Origin of the sequence: Oryzihumus leptocrescens (genome assembly GCF_006716205.1) — a bacterium.
Classification (GTDB): Bacteria; Actinomycetota; Actinomycetes; order Actinomycetales; family Dermatophilaceae; genus Oryzihumus; species Oryzihumus leptocrescens.
The window spans coordinates 607,648-621,560 of record NZ_VFOQ01000001.1 but is presented as its reverse complement, the minus strand read 5'-3'; the positions used below and the strand labels follow the sequence as shown (position 1 = coordinate 621,560).

General features: G+C 72.4%; 14 protein-coding genes. 5 read left to right on the top strand and 9 right to left on the bottom strand.

The window, feature by feature from the left end; translation table 11 throughout:
- Nucleotides 1–114 precede the first annotated feature (114 nt).
- Nucleotides 115–324: a hypothetical protein gene (locus FB474_RS03025; RefSeq protein ID WP_141787311.1), complete on the top strand. Its 210-nt coding sequence runs from the start codon at nucleotides 115–117 to the stop codon at nucleotides 322–324.
- A gap of 73 nt (nucleotides 325–397) precedes the next feature.
- Here FB474_RS03025 and FB474_RS03020 read toward each other — a convergent pair whose 3' ends face one another.
- From FB474_RS03020 to FB474_RS03010, 3 genes are all read right to left on the bottom strand, one after another.
- Nucleotides 398–1,630 (bottom strand): RNA polymerase sigma factor, encoded by a 1,233-nt coding sequence (locus FB474_RS03020; RefSeq protein WP_141787310.1) that lies wholly within the window; start codon nucleotides 1,628–1,630, stop codon nucleotides 398–400.
- Nucleotides 1,627–1,950: a YciI family protein gene (locus FB474_RS03015; RefSeq protein WP_141787309.1), complete on the bottom strand. Its 324-nt coding sequence runs from the start codon at nucleotides 1,948–1,950 to the stop codon at nucleotides 1,627–1,629. Before FB474_RS03015 ends, FB474_RS03020 begins: the two co-directional genes overlap by 4 nt.
- Nucleotides 1,951–2,090: 140 nt before the next feature.
- The gene (locus FB474_RS03010) at nucleotides 2,091–3,086 is read right to left on the bottom strand and encodes a stage II sporulation protein M (RefSeq protein WP_141787308.1); all 996 of its coding nucleotides are present in this window, start codon (nucleotides 3,084–3,086) and stop codon (nucleotides 2,091–2,093) included.
- Between the two features lie 43 nt (nucleotides 3,087–3,129).
- Here FB474_RS03010 and FB474_RS03005 point away from each other — a divergent pair, with 43 nt between their 5' ends.
- The gene (locus FB474_RS03005) at nucleotides 3,130–3,951 is read left to right on the top strand and encodes an RDD family protein (RefSeq protein WP_246092013.1); all 822 of its coding nucleotides are present in this window, start codon (nucleotides 3,130–3,132) and stop codon (nucleotides 3,949–3,951) included.
- A 217-nt stretch (nucleotides 3,952–4,168) separates the two neighbouring features.
- Complete coding sequence (locus tag FB474_RS03000; RefSeq protein ID WP_141787307.1) at nucleotides 4,169–4,684, top strand: PepSY domain-containing protein; 516 nt, start codon at nucleotides 4,169–4,171, stop codon at nucleotides 4,682–4,684.
- Between the two features lie 247 nt (nucleotides 4,685–4,931).
- Here FB474_RS03000 and FB474_RS02995 read toward each other — a convergent pair whose 3' ends face one another.
- Nucleotides 4,932–6,071 carry an adenosine deaminase gene (locus tag FB474_RS02995; RefSeq protein ID WP_221632578.1) on the bottom strand — a complete coding sequence of 380 codons (1,140 nt, stop codon included), beginning with the start codon at nucleotides 6,069–6,071 and terminating at the stop codon, nucleotides 4,932–4,934.
- Between the two features lie 5 nt (nucleotides 6,072–6,076).
- Nucleotides 6,077–6,430 (bottom strand): cupin domain-containing protein, encoded by a 354-nt coding sequence (locus FB474_RS02990; RefSeq protein ID WP_141787305.1) that lies wholly within the window; start codon nucleotides 6,428–6,430, stop codon nucleotides 6,077–6,079.
- Between the two features lie 1,021 nt (nucleotides 6,431–7,451).
- On the opposite strand from FB474_RS02990, the gene FB474_RS02985 reads away from it, so the two are divergent.
- Complete coding sequence (locus tag FB474_RS02985; RefSeq protein ID WP_221632416.1) at nucleotides 7,452–8,663, top strand: M48 family metallopeptidase; 1,212 nt, start codon at nucleotides 7,452–7,454, stop codon at nucleotides 8,661–8,663.
- Nucleotides 8,664–8,749: 86 nt separating this feature from the next.
- On the opposite strand, the gene FB474_RS02980 is transcribed toward FB474_RS02985, so the two are convergent.
- From FB474_RS02980 to FB474_RS02970, 3 genes are all read right to left on the bottom strand, one after another.
- A complete protein-coding gene (locus FB474_RS02980; RefSeq protein WP_141787303.1) occupies nucleotides 8,750–9,100 on the bottom strand; it encodes a hypothetical protein in 351 nt (116 codons plus the stop codon).
- Between the two features lie 124 nt (nucleotides 9,101–9,224).
- A complete protein-coding gene (locus FB474_RS02975) occupies nucleotides 9,225–9,710 on the bottom strand; it encodes a GNAT family N-acetyltransferase (RefSeq protein ID WP_141787302.1) in 486 nt (161 codons plus the stop codon).
- A gap of 115 nt (nucleotides 9,711–9,825) precedes the next feature.
- Nucleotides 9,826–11,115 (bottom strand): thymidine phosphorylase, encoded by a 1,290-nt coding sequence (locus FB474_RS02970; RefSeq protein WP_141787301.1) that lies wholly within the window; start codon nucleotides 11,113–11,115, stop codon nucleotides 9,826–9,828.
- A 134-nt stretch (nucleotides 11,116–11,249) separates the two neighbouring features.
- On the opposite strand from FB474_RS02970, the gene FB474_RS02965 reads away from it, so the two are divergent.
- Complete coding sequence (locus tag FB474_RS02965; RefSeq protein ID WP_141787300.1) at nucleotides 11,250–12,791, top strand: SDR family oxidoreductase; 1,542 nt, start codon at nucleotides 11,250–11,252, stop codon at nucleotides 12,789–12,791.
- 76 nt (nucleotides 12,792–12,867) lie between these two features.
- On the opposite strand, the gene FB474_RS02960 is transcribed toward FB474_RS02965, so the two are convergent.
- Nucleotides 12,868–13,872, bottom strand: coding sequence for a hypothetical protein (locus tag FB474_RS02960; protein ID WP_185746013.1), 1,005 nt, complete (start codon nucleotides 13,870–13,872; stop codon nucleotides 12,868–12,870).
- Between the last annotated feature and the right edge of the window lie 41 nt (nucleotides 13,873–13,913).

The following is a 13,913-nucleotide window of genomic DNA, read 5'->3' as shown; positions in this document are numbered from 1 at the left end:
CCCGGCGCCCCGGCACTGGCACGCTGGTGACAGGCCGTCGACGCACTTCCTCGACGGCTCCAGGAGTCCGCGTCCGCAGACCCCGGACGGGACCCACCAGCGGAGGACGTTCCCATGGCGCAGTACACCAAGCAGTCCCGGCTCGCGAACGACGGCGTCCACACGCAGTGGCGGGTGCTGGACGGGTCCGGAAACGTCGTCACCCGCGGCCAGGCCTACGCCGGGCAGGACCTCGACGAGCTGGCTCGCTATGCCCTGACGGTCAACCACCTCGAGCCGGCCGACCTGCCCGACACCTGGACGGACTGGGTCGAGAACGGGTGACCCGCCGGGCCGCGCGTCCGAGCCCGTTCTCGCTGCGTCGGTGTCGATCGCGGCCCCGGCGTTCGCGCGGGCACTACCCCAGCTGGTCGCGACGGCGGGTCAGGTAGGCGATCTCGGCGGTGTTGCCCGCGAGCCCGATGGCCGCGTCGTACGCCGCGCGGGACTCCTGGCTGCGGCCCAGCCGGCGCAACAGGTCGGCGCGGGTCGCGTGGAAGGCGTGGTAGCCGGCCAGCGTGCCCTCGAGCCGGTCGACGGCCGCCAGAGCCACCTCGGGGCCGTCGAGCTCAGCGACCGCGACGGCCCGGTTGAGGGCGACGATCGGCGACGGGTCGAGGCGGACCAGCTGGTCGTAGAGGGCGACGACCTGCGACCAGTCGGTGTCGCGCACGTCGCGGGCGGAGGTGTGCACGGCGTTGATCGCCGCGAGGACCTGGTAGCGACCCGGGGGCTTGCCCGCGGCCAGGCGCTCGCGCACCAGCCGATGCCCCTCGGCGACCAGCGCCGCGTCCCAGGCCCCCCGGTCCTGCTGGTCGAGGCTGACCAGCTCGCCGGTCGACGAGACCCGGGCGGTGCGGCGGGCCTCGGTGAGGAGCATGAGCGCCAGCAGCCCGGCCACCTCACCGTCCTGCGGCAGGAGGGCACGGACCAGGCGCGTCAGGCGGATCGCCTCGGCGGTCAGGTCGTGGCGGACGGGGTCGGAGTCGGGGCCGGTCGCCAGGTAGCCCTCGTTGAAGACGAGGAAGAGGACGGCGAGCACACCGGAGACGCGTGCCGGGAGGTCCTCCGCGGACGGCACGCGGTACGGGATGCCGGCCGCCTTGATCTTGGCCTTGGCCCGGGTGATCCGCTGCGCCATGGTCGTCTCCTGCACCAGGAACGCGCGGGCGATCTCGGGCATGGTCAGGCCACCGACCATGCGCAGCGTCAGCGCCACACGGGTCTCCATCGCGAGCGCCGGGTGGCAGCAGGTGAAGATCAGCCGCAGCCGCTCGTCGTCGACGGCGCCGAGAGGCTCGGGCGGGTCGTCGTCGTGCACCATCTGAGCCTCCCTCTGCTTGTCGTCGCGCCTGTGCTCGCGCCGGATCCGGTCGATGGCCTTGCGGGTGGCGGTCGTGGTCAGCCAGCCGCCGGGGTTGGGCGGGACACCGTCGGCCGGCCACCGCGCGACGGCGGTCGCGAACGCCTCGGCCGCCGCCTCCTCGGCGATGTCGAGGTCACCGAACCGCCGGGCCAGGGCGGCAACCACCCGCGCCCACTGCTCGTGGTGGGCGCGGGTGATCGCCTCGCCGACGTCGGTCCGGTTCACAGGAACGGACGCACCTCGATCTTGCGGTTGCAGGCCTTCGACCCCTCGGTGGCGAGCTTGAGCGCCTTGTCGAGGTCCGCGGCCTCGATGATCCAGAAGCCGGCCATGTACTCCTTCGACTCCACGAACGGCCCGTCGGTGAGGAACGCCTCGCCATTCCGGTTGTCGACGACCGTGGCCGGCTCGGGCGACCCGAGGCCGCCGGCGAAGACCCAGTGCCCCTCGGCCCGGAGCCGGTCGTTGAACGCGTCGATCGCAGCCTGCTCGGTCGGGGTGTCCGGGCCGGTGCCGTCGTCGATCACGGAAACCAGGTACTGCATCTCGGATCATCTCCTGTGCTCTGGGGCGCCCCTCCCGGGCGCCGCTCACCCCTGCTACGAACAGCCCTGCCCCGATCCGACACCGACGTCGGGACTTCTTCAAGCCCGACGCCGGCATGCCGCGCTGGTTGCGCGCCGGCTCAGCCGACGACCGGCGCCTGTGCCCCTGCGTCCTCGGCGCTCACGTCACCGGTGGCGCCGCGGCGGACCGCCCACCGGCCGGCGGTGAACACATAGGTCAGGAACGCCGCCTCGGCCAGGACGCCGATCCCGACCCGGGCCCACGTGGGCAGCGGCGAGGGTGTCACGAACGCCTCGATCACCCCGGACACGGCGAGCACCGCGGCCAGGCCGAGCGCCACCGCGATGGCCGAACGCCCCTCGCGGGCGACCGCCTGGGTGCGGGTGCGCGGCCCGGGCTCGACCCACGACCAGAACAGTCGCAGCCCGGTCGCCCCGGCGATGAACACCGCGGTCAGCTCGAGGATGCCGTGCGGCAGGATCAGGCCGAAGAACACCGACGCGCGGTGGTGGTGGACCATGATCGAGCCGATGATCGCGACGTTGAGGACGTTCTGCAGCAGCAGGTAGATCACAGGCAGGCCGAGCACGCCGAAGGCGATGCACAGCGCCGAGACCCACGCGTTGTTGGTCCACACCTTCGCGGCGAAGTGCGACGCGGCGTACTCGCTGTAGTAGTGCGCGAAGTCCACCCGGACGAGCTGGTCGACCTCGGCGGGTGAGAGCAGCGAGGACTCCACCGCCGGGTGCGCCAGCAGCCACCACCCGATGACGAAGGCGACCGCCACGTTGACCAGCGCCGTGGCGATCCACCACCGACGGGTGCGGTAGAGCGCCGCCGGGAAGGTGTCGGTGAAGAACACCGCGAGGTCGCGCCAGGCGACCGACCGGGTGCCCGCAGAACGGGCCCGCGCCCGCGCCAGCAGCGAGGACAGGTAGGTCACCAGGCTGGGGTCCGGCGCCGCGGAGCGCACCACGGACAGGTGCGTGGCCACGCGCTGGTAGCGGTCGAGGATCTCGTCGGCCTCCGCCCCGGACAGCCGCCGCTGCCGCGCCAGCGCGTCCAGCCGCTGCCACTCCCCCTGGTGCGCCGCCACGAACGCGTCGAGATCCACGGCGGACAGCCTAGGGCCAGCCCGGTGGCCCTAGGCTGCGAACGTGGACAGCGCAACCCTGGGTGTCGGCGAGGACGACCTCGTCACCGGTGAGGCCGTCGCCCTCGACCTGCCCGCCGCCGGCCTCGGCATGCGGGTGCTCTCGGGGGCCCTCGACCTGTTCGTCGCCGGCGTGGTGCTCTTCGCGCTGTTCTGGCTCGCGGTCCTGGTCACCAGCGAGGCCGACGACGCCGTCGCGGCGACGGTCTTCCTCACCGCCACCGTGCTGGCCGTGGTGGTGCTGCCGACGACCGTCGAGACGCTCACCCGGGGCCGCAGCGTGGGCAAGGCGGCCACCGGCCTGCGCACCGTGCGCGACGACGCCGGCCCCATCGGCTTCCGGCACGCGCTCACCCGGGCGCTTATCGGGGTGGTCGAGATCTGGCTGCCGCCGCTGTTCATGGCGCCCGCGTTCACGTGCTCCCTGTTCAACCGCAAGGGCAAGCGGTTCGGCGACCTGGCCGCCGGCACCTACGTCGTGCGCGAGCGGGTGCGCCCTCAGCTCGTGATACCGCCGCAGATGCCGTGGCAGCTCGCGTCGTGGGCGACCACGGCGGACCTCGCGGCGCTGCCCGACCACCTCGCCATGGCCACGCGCCAGTTCCTGGCCCGGGCCGGTCAGATGAGCCCCGCCGCCCGCACGCAGCTCAGCCAGGAGCTGCTCACCGACGTCCTGCGGTATGCCGCGCCGGCGCCTCCCCCGGGCAGCCACCCCGAGGCGGTGCTCGCCGCGGTGCTCGCCGACCGCCGCCGACGGGACACCGAGCGACTGCAGCGCGAGGACCAGCTGCGGCGGCGCCTCATGCCGCCCGACACCCTGGCCTGAGCCGGGCACGTCTGGCCCGCAGACCTCCCGCCGAGCTGGATCTCCGCCGAGAGGGACGTTTCTCGGGTTTCGGCAGGGCCGAAACCCGAGAAACGTCCCTGTCGGCATGGAGGGTGGGGGTTTCGGACACCCAGGTGGGCTACTGACGGCTCGGGTTCTGCACGAGCGTTGTCGGCAAGCGACCACCCGGGTCGCCACCCGACACAAAGGAACCCCCATGAACCTCAGCCAGCACTCCGTCCGTCTCGGGCTCGCGATGGCCGGCGCGGCCGTCGTCATCACTGGCGGCACCGTGGCCGCCACGATGGCCGGCCAGCAGACCCCCACCCGGAGCACCGCCGCGCGGCCTGCCCAGGACATCAACGCCGGCATGGCGATGGCGGCCGCTCCCGCCTCGCCGTCCACTCCCCCGTCCGCGCCCACGACGGGCTCGACCACACCGGCCGCGGTGCCCGCGACCCAGCCCGCGCCGGTCACGATGGCGCAGGCGGTCAGCCTGGCCGAGCGCAGCACCCACGCCCAGCTCGACTCGGTCGACTCCGACCTCGGCCCGGCCGGCGCGGAGTGGAAGGTCAAGCTCGTGCGCAGCGATGGCCTGGAGGTCAAGGTCTACGTCGTCGCCCGCACCGGCCGGCTCATGACCGAGCTCCAGCATGACCAGGCCGAGGCGACCCAGCCCGAGGCACCGGCCACCCCGGACGCGCCGGACACCCCCGACACGCACCTCGGCTGACGGGCAGGACGGCCGGCGTGTTCGCCCAGTGCCCGCGCGCCCCACCACCAGGTGACCCCGCCGAGCTGGACGTTGGTGCCCCTTCGGCGCGGCTGAAGGAGCACCAACGTCCAGCTCGGTGTGTCAGGCCGGGACGTCATGCGCCGAGGGGGACGTATCTCGGGGTCTGGGCCGGCCCACACCCCGAGAAACGTCCCCCTCGGCGGTGTGTGGTCCCCCTCGGCGGGGTGGTGCGCGTGGTGAGCGGTCAGGCCGGGGCGGTGTCCGCCTCGGCGAGCAGCGCGACATACCCGGGCTTGACGACGTCCTCGATGATGGCGAGCCGCTCGTCGAAGGGGATGAACGCGGACTTCATCGCGTTGATGGTCACCCAGCGCAGGTCCTCGACGGTCCAGCCGGCCTCGGCGACGAGCAGGCCCATCTCGCGCGACATCGACGTGCCGCTCATGAGGCGGTTGTCGGTGTTGACGGTGACCCGGAACTTCAGCCGCTTGAGCAGGGTGATCGGGTGGTGGGCGATCGAGTCGGCTGCGGCCGTCTGCAGGTTGCTGCTCGGGCACATCTCCAGCGGGATGCGCCGGTCGCGCACGTAGGAGGACAGCCGGCCCAGGGTGACGTCGGCCGGGTCGGCCGCGGAGAAGCGGGCCGGGTCGGCGGTGTAGGGCAGGTCGCCGACGCTGAGGTCGTCGACGATCCGCACGCCGTGGCCGAGCCGGTCGGCGCCGCACCACTGGATCGCCTCCCAGATGCTCGGCAGACCGAACGCCTCACCGGCGTGGATGGTGAAGTGGGCGTTCTCGCGGCGGAGGTACTCGAACGCGTCGAGGTGCCGGGTGGGCGGGAAGCCGGCCTCGGCGCCGGCGATGTCGAACCCGGCCACGCCCTGGTCGCGGTAGCGCACGACCAGCTCGGCGATCTCGGTGCTCTTGGCGGCGTGGCGCATCGCGGTCAGCAGGGCGGTGACCCGGATCGGGTGCCCCGCGTCGGCGGCGCGCTTCTCGCCCTGGCGGAAGCCCTCGTTGACGGCCTCGACCACGTCCTCCAGGGACAGCCCCGCCTGCAGGTGCTGCTCGGGGGCGTAGCGGATCTCGGCGTAGACGACGCCGTCAGCGGCCAGGTCCTCCACGCACTCCCGGGCCACGCGCTGCAGTCCGTCGACGGTCTGCATCACGGCCAGGGTGTGGTCGAAGGTCTCCAGGTAGCGCTCGAGCGAGCCGGAGTCGGCGCTGTCGCGGAACCACTGGCCGAGCGCCTCGGCGTCGGTGGCCGGAAGCCCTTGGTAGCCAACGGTTTCGGCGATCTCGATGATCGTCTGGGGGCGCAGTCCGCCGTCGAGGTGGTCGTGCAGCAGGGCCTTGGGGGCGCGCCGGACCTGGTCGTCGGTCAGCACGCTCACTCCTCCCGGCCGACGGTGTCCGGGGAGAAGGCGGGGGTGCAGACGGCGACGTACTCCGCGCCATCGTCGCCGGTGGAGTAGCGGATCCGCTCCCCGGCGTGGGTGATGATCGACTGCCCCGCGGTGACCGTGGTCGGGCCGCCGTCGTGCTCGACGATGACGCTGCCCTTGAGCACGAGCGTCACCTCGTCGAACTCCGGCGTCTGGAACGGCTCGTCCCAGTGGGGCGGGGCGATCATGTGGGCGACCGAGACGGCGTCGGTGCCGGTGGTGACCCGGCCGACGTGCTCGTCGATGACCTTGCCGCCGGGGACGGGGATGCGCGTGGGAGTGGTGATCAGTCGGGGCACCCGGTCACGGTACCTCCCTGCTCAGCGCCGCTGCGACGGCCCGTATGCCGTGCCGCTTCCCTGCCGCCCCGGACCCCGGCGCAATCCCTGTCGGGTTCCGTGTGTGTCGCGAACGACACCTTCCGGCCCGCGCGCGTCAAGACCACGGCAGCGTGGTTCAGCGCCGGAGGATTGCGAGTTTCGCCTTGACGAGACTCCGAACGAGCTCGTCCGGGAGGGGTTTTTCGATCGCGAAGTGGAGCGAGCCGGGCGTGCGCTCGTACCCAATAAGGGGCGACCTGGGTAGGGCCGCCTTGCCGGATCTGCCGACGAGCGGAGGCGTAGCCACGCGGTGACGGAGCATCGGGCGGGTGACGACGTCACTGTCGCTCTGCGATCAGGATCTCCGTGTCACCCGGCCAGTCCCAGAAGGGACCCGTCGGCGACGCACGATCAAGCAGGTCGCGCAGGTCTGCGACGAACTCGTCCAGCCTGGGCCCGAGCAGGTGTGGCGCAGCGAATGACATGGACAGGTAGCCGGCGACGACGCCTCCGACGTCACGGACGATGTCTGGCCGTCCCGGCGCGTAGATGACGCCTGGGCTCCCGAAACGGGTCCGGGCAAGCGTCTGCTCGAAGCGCTCGGCCTGGTAGGACGCCGCTGGTCGGGCACCGGAGCGCCGTTCCGGTCCGAGGTAGGCCCTGATGAGTCCCTCCCGACATCGAGCAGCTGGCCAGTGCCGTTGAGTCCCAGCTCACGAACGAGCACGTCGCCCAGCTGAGCCGAAAACGGCGGCCGTCCCTGCCGGTAGTACCGAGCGACGCCGGTGAACTGGGTCGGGTCGCACTCCACTTGGGCAGGGCCGCCTCAGCTGATCTGGGTCCCGTCTGTGTCAGGAGTGGCTCCTGATGACGGGTCCGCAATGGCAGGATCGCGCGCGTGGCAACCGTTGTGCTTCCGACCTCGGCATTGTGGCGGCGGCTGAGCCAGCATTGTCGGTGACAGGGAAGGACGGCCATGACCCCGACGTGGTGGGCTGTGGTGGCGCTGGTCGCGCTCGGCATCGTGCTGACTGTCGCGGCGGTCACGCTGGTGCCCTGGCGGGTGCACAGCCCGACCCGCGCCGAGCGAGCGGCGGCGCTGGCCGACGTGCCGGCTGGCGTGGTCACCAGAGGTCGGGCGCTGCACGCCGCGCTGCGCCCCAGTTCGTACGGTTCTCTGCTGGTGGGACTGGTGGTTCCCCTGCTGCTCGGGTTGACCCCGGCGGGTGCCCGGATCGTCGTCTGGGTGGGCCAGCCGTTCGGCGGGCACTGGCTGGCGCAGGCTCTGGTGGGCGGCCTGGTCATCATGATGATGCTGTGGTTGGTGGCACTGCCGTTTGGTGCGTGGCGCCACACCGTGCTGCGCGACTACGGGCTGTCTACCCAGGACTGGGGCGGCTGGGCGGCGGACCTGTTCAAGGGAAGCGCGGTCGGGGCGGTGATCGGCGCGGTGGTGCTCGGCGGATTCTACACGCTGACCCACCTCGCGCCCGACTGGTGGTGGGCGTTCGGTGCAGTGGGTGCCGCCGCCGTGGTGGTCCTGCTGTCGTTCGTCTTCCCGGTTCTGGTCGAGCCGGTGTTCAACACGTTCACCCCGATGCCGGCGGGCCCGCTGCGTGATGAGTTGCGCACGATGGCGGCTCGGGACGGCATGCCGGTGCGGGATGTGCTGGTCGCGGACGCGTCGCGGCGCACGACGGGGCTCAACGCGTACGTGTCCGGCTTGGGACGCACCCGGCGGATCGTGGTCTACGACACGCTGCTGCGCGAGGCGCCTCCAGGTGAGGTGCGCAGTGTCGTCGCGCACGAGCTGGGCCACACCAAGGACCGGGACGCCGAACTAGCCGCGCTGCTGGGGGCGATCGGGGCCGCGGCGGCGGTCGTGGCGCTCTACCTGTTGGGGCAGTGGGGTGCCCTGCTACGCCGAGCCGGGGTGAACTCCATCGGCTCGCCGACCGCGATGGGGTTGGTGCTCGCCGCGGTGGCGGTAGCAGGCCTGGTCAGCGGCCCGGCACAGAACCTTGTCTCCCGTCGGGTTGAGGCCCGTGCCGACCGGCATGCCGTACGGCTGACCGGTGACTCCGCCGAGTTCGCCGCGATGCAGCTGCGCCTGGCCGAGGTCAACATCACCGATGTCCACCCACCCCGGATCGAGTACCTGCTGTTCGCCACCCATCCCGACACGGTGGAACGCTTGGCTGCAGCGCGCTGAGTAGGGCCGCCTTGACGGACCTGCCGAGTTGAGCGCGCTTGCCGCGGCTGTTCAGCGCGGGTCTGCCCCGATTGCCTCGACCTCAGTCAGCGCTCGTCCAGCCGGAGGCGGCGGTCTCGCAGCTCGCGCATCCGACGGTGCAGGGCCTCCTCGGTGCCGGTGCGCGGCGTGTCGTTCGCGTCGGCCCCGACCAGCCACGTCAATCCTCGTCGGCCCTCAGCGTTCGCCCCGACAAGGGCCACGGCGTAGAGGTCACCCTCGCGGACATGGGACTGGGCCCAGCCCACGGCGTCGATGACGTCCGCGTCCCGGATGTCGAACGTGCTCGTGGTCCACGGCGGCTCGTCGCTGCCGGTGCCCTCGAAGAGGTACACACGAAACACCGGCCGGTAGTCCTCCCAGCCGCTGTCTCGCTCATCCACTGCGTCCACGCGCATGGCGCCCTCCCCGGCACTCGGCTCGTACGTCGAGCATAGGCACGGACGGGGTGACCCGGCCCTGCACACACCGCCGGGCCGGCGTGAGTCCACCAACGCTCAGACCAGGTTGCCTGCACCTCGGTCAGAGGTCGATCCAGTAGCGCCGCACAAGGCCGTGGCCGTCGTCACCCACCGTCTCCAGGACCCCACCGTTTCGCTCGATGGTCCTGATCGAACCCACGTTGTCGTCCAGGCACACCAGCAGCAGACGGCTCAAGCCAGCAGTCCGTGCATGTGGAAGCACCTCCCCGAGCGCCCAGGTGGCGATCCCCCGTCCCCGGGCCGACGGGCGGATGCCATAGCCAACATGCCCGAGCCGCACCACCATGTCGTTGGTCACCGTGCGCAGGGCAATGCCGCCCAGCACCGCCTCACCATCGACGATCCACCACATGCGCGCAGGCAGCGACCGCAGCCGACTCACCCAGGCCGCGAACCCGTCAGCGCTGTCGACGTCATCATCCGGACCGACGCCGAACCCGTCCTCGTGAAGTCCTGGCCCCCATTCCCGGTGCGACTCAAGCCACGCCGCGCGACGGGCGACGTCCGGGAGGACCAGCTCGAGCATGGCCCCAACGTACCCGCGACCAGCGATCCGGCGAGCGCTTCAGGCGAGGACGCCGGACGCAGCGACGGCGGCCGCCCGGGCAGGTACGCCGGGTGGCCGCCGTCGCGACGAAGCCTCAGCTGATGCGGTCGATCACCAGCGGCAGCAGGTCGGGGCGCGAGCCCTCGGGGGCGATGAAGTAGGCACCCTCCAGCGCCTCGAGGGCGCGGTCGAACTTCTCCGGGGTGTCGGTGTGCAGCGTCAGCAGCGGCTCGCCGGCGCGGACGGTCGCGCCCGGCTTGGCGTGCATCTCGACCCCGGCGCCGGCCTGCACCTGGTCCTCCTTGCGGGCGCGCCCGGCGCCGAGGCGCCAGGCCGCGACGCCGACCTGGAGCGCGTCGAGGGAGGTGAGCACGCCGTCGGCAGGGGCGTAGACGACGTGCGTCTCCTTCGCCACCGGCAGCGACGCGTCGGGGTCGCCACCCTGCGCTGAGATCATCCGCCGCCACACGTCCATGGCCCGCCCGTCCTTGAGCGCGTCGGCGGGGTCGACGTCCGAGCGTCCGGCGGCGGCGAGCATCTCGCGGGCCAGGGTCAGGGTCAGCTCGACGACGTCCTCGGGGCCGCCGCCGGCGAGCACCTCGACCGACTCGCGCACCTCCAGGGCGTTGCCGGCGGTCAGGCCCAGCGGCACCTGCATGTTGGTGAGGAGCGCGACCGTGCGAACCCCCGCGTCGGTGCCGAGGTCGACCATCGTGCGGGCCAGCTCGCGGGCCTGCTCGACGTCCTTCATGAACGCCCCGGAGCCGACCTTGACGTCGAGGACCAGCGCACCGGTGCCCTCGGCGATCTTCTTGCTCATGATCGAGCTGGCGATCAGCGGGATCGCCTCGACCGTGCCGGTGACGTCACGCAGGGCATAGAGCTTCTTGTCGGCCGGGGCCAGCGCCGCGCCGGCCGCGCAGATGACCGCGCCGACCTCCTCGAGCTGGCGCATCATCTCCGCGTTGGTCAGGTCGGCGCGCCAGCCGGGGATGGACTCCAGCTTGTCCAGGGTGCCGCCGGTGTGGCCCAGGCCGCGGCCGGACAGCTGCGGCACGGCGACGCCGCACGCGGCGACCAGCGGCGCCAGCGGCAGGGTGATCTTGTCGCCGACCCCGCCGGTGGAGTGCTTGTCCGACGTCGGCCGGGACAGCGTGGAGAAGTCCATCCGCTCCCCCGAGCGGATCATCGCGTCGGTCCAGCGGCTGATCTCACGGCGGTTCATGCCGTTGAGCAGGATCGCCATCGCCAGCGAGGACATCTGCTCGTCGGCGACCACGCCGCGGGTGTAGGCGTCGATCACCCAGTCGATCTGGGGGTCGGACAGCTCGTGCTGGTCGCGCTTGGCGACGATGACATCAACGGCGTCGAAGGCTTCACTCACCGGCACATCATCCCCCAGGCCGAATGCCGGGTCGTCACGCTTTCGCTGCTGGCGTAGGCCCCGCGCGGCCCCGCCGCACGTCCCGCGCCGCTCCCCCGTGGGCAGCGCCGCCAGTATCGGAGAGACTGGAGCGCATGACGACGCCTGACGGATCGCCCGACCGCGCCCCGCTCGTCCTCGTCACGGGGGTGACCGGCTACATCGGTGGCCGCCTCGTGCCCGAGCTGCTCGCCGCCGGATACCGGGTGCGGGCCATGGCCCGCCACCCCGAACGGCTGCGCGACCGCGAGTGGCGCGCACAGGTGGAGGTGGTGCAGGCCGACGCGTCCGACCCGGCGCAGGTGCGCGAGGCGCTCGAGGGCGTCGACGTGGCCTACTACCTGATCCACGCCCTGGGCACCGGGCGCCGGTTCGAGTCGCGCGACCGGCACACGGCGCGCACGTTCGCGGTGGCGGCGCGCGAGGCGAAGGTGGGGCGCATCGTCTACCTCGGCGGGCTCTACCCCGAGGGCGAGGAGCTCTCCCCGCACCTGGACTCCCGGCGCGAGGTCGGCGAGATCCTGCTGGCCAGCGGCGTGCCGACGACGGTGCTGCGGGCGGCGGTGATCCTCGGGTCGGGGTCGGCCTCGTTCGAGATGCTGCGCTACCTGACCGAGCGGCTGCCGGTGATGGTCACCCCGAAGTGGCTCAACACCCGGATCCAGCCGATCGCGGTGCGCGACGTGCTGCGCTACCTGGTCGGGTCGGCCGCGATACCGGCGGAGGTCAACCGCGGCTTCGACGTCGGCGGCCCGGACGTGCTCACCTACCGCGACATGATGCAGCGGTATGCGCGGGTGGCCGGCTTGTCGCCGCGGCGGATCCAGACCGTGCCGCTGCTGACCCCGTCGCTGTCGAGCCACTGGGTCGGGCTGATCACGCCGGTGCCCAACAGCATCGCCCGCCCGCTGGTGGACTCCCTCATCCACGAGGTGGTCTGCAAGGAGGACGACATCAAGGGCTACGTGCCCGACCCGCCCGAGGGGCTGATCGGCTTCGACCGGGCGGTCGAGCTCGCGCTGTCCAAGGTGCGTGACCTGGACGTGGCGACGACGTGGACGTCGGCCTCCACCGTTGGGGCGCCGAGCGATCCGCTGCCGAGCGACCCCGACTGGGCCGGCGGCTCGCTCTACGTCGACGAGCGGGAGTCGCTGGTCGAGGCCTCGCGCGAGTCGCTGTGGTCGGTGATCGAGGGCATCGGCGGGGCCAACGGGTGGTACTCGTGGAAGCTCGGCTGGGCGGCCCGAGGGCTCATGGACCGGCTCTTCGGCGGGCCGGGGCTGCGCCGGGGCCGGCGCGACCCCTACGACCTGTCCGTGGGTGACGCGCTGGACTGGTGGCGGGTGGAGGAGATCGAGGACCTGCACCTGCTGCGGCTGCGGGCCGAGATGCGCCTGCCCGGCCTGGCCTGGCTGGAGCTGATCGCCGACGTCGACGAGCGGGGTCGCACGGTGTTCCGCCAGCGCGCGCTGTTCCACCCGCACGGGCTGCCGGGTCACCTGTACTGGTGGTCGGTCTTCCCGTTCCACGGCGTCGTGTTCGGCGGGATGCAGCGCAACATCGCCGCTGCGGCCGAGGTCGCCGAGCAGGAGGGCAAGCTGGCGAAGTGGAGGGCTTCCCGTCGGGTCGGCGCCTGACGAAAGCCCTGTGACACAACGGAACCGGGGCGGCCCCAGTGGGGCCGCCCCGGCCCTTGCCACAGGTGGTGCTGGTTCAGCCTTGCGCCAGGCGGCACAGCACGTGGTCGAGGGAGTGGCCGCCCGCCCCGTTGGGGTGGATGCGCAGCACGGTGGCCTGCACCCGGGTCCAGCCCTGGGGGCCGAACGCGCGGAAGCGCAGGACCATGCTGGTGGGCGTGCCGTCGCCGGCGAGGACCTCCTGCAGCAGCGCCTCGAAGGACGCGAGGTCCTCGGGGTGCACCGCGTCGGCCACCCGCGCCTCGCGGGGCATGTCGATGCCGAGCCGCGACCACGGGTGGTTGGGGGCGTAGAACCGCCCGTGCCCGAGGTCGACGACGCACAGCGTGTCGGAGGTCAGCCGCAGGACGCCGGAGAGGAACTCCTGCTCGGCGAAGCCGGGGTCCTCCTCCATGTCGAAGTCGTCCACCCGCATGGTGATGCCGCTCAACGCCTGCGGGACGCCCTGCTCGTCGCGGGCCACGTGGCTGAACATCGCCAGCTTCTGCGGCCGGCCGGTGTCCTGGCGCGGCACGCGGAAGACCACGGTGGTCAGCTCGCTCGGCTCGGCGGTGACCATGCGCTCCAGCGTGGCGCGCATCCGGGTCCAGCCACCCTGCTCGACCAGGCGGAAGCCGTCGGGCGCGGCCAGCGGGCCCTCGCCCTCGGGGCAGGGGAAGCCGTAGAGGCCGAACAGCTCCGGGGCCCAGTAGGGTTGCAGCAGGGCGACGTCGTAGCTCCACGCGCCCACGACGGGCGCCGGGTCCGGGCTCTCCCCCACGGCGACGTAGTGGCCGCGCGCGGCCTCCGGGGCACCCGAGGGACCCAGCACCGGCTCGGCGTGCACCGTCCAGGCGCGACCGCGCTGGACGACCTCACGAGTCACCGGCTTGCCGAACGCCAGCGCCTCGACGAGCAGCGGCAGGAGGTGCTGTCGCGCCACCTGGTCGAGGTTGGCCCGGGGCGACTGCCCACGGAACAGGCCGCGCCCGACGCTGGCCAGCCGCGGCATGGCACCGCCGGCCGGGTCAGCACAGGCCACGACCCACAGGCCTGCCTGCGGGCAGGCAGGATCGATCGAAC

Bases quoted from the DNA above. Each gene is read 5' to 3' on its own strand.
- FB474_RS03025 (WP_141787311.1), top strand. From the start codon at position 115: ATGGCGCAGTACACCAAGCAGTCCCGGCTCGCGAACGACGGCGTCCAC.
- FB474_RS03000 (WP_141787307.1), top strand. From the start codon at position 4,169: ATGAACCTCAGCCAGCACTCCGTCCGTCTCGGGCTCGCGATGGCCGGC.
- FB474_RS02980 (WP_141787303.1), bottom strand. From the start codon at position 9,100: ATGCGCGTGGACGCAGTGGATGAGCGAGACAGCGGCTGGGAGGACTAC.
- FB474_RS02975 (WP_141787302.1), bottom strand. From the start codon at position 9,710: ATGCTCGAGCTGGTCCTCCCGGACGTCGCCCGTCGCGCGGCGTGGCTT.
- FB474_RS03015 (WP_141787309.1), bottom strand. From the start codon at position 1,950: ATGCAGTACCTGGTTTCCGTGATCGACGACGGCACCGGCCCGGACACC.
- FB474_RS02965 (WP_141787300.1), top strand. From the start codon at position 11,250: ATGACGACGCCTGACGGATCGCCCGACCGCGCCCCGCTCGTCCTCGTC.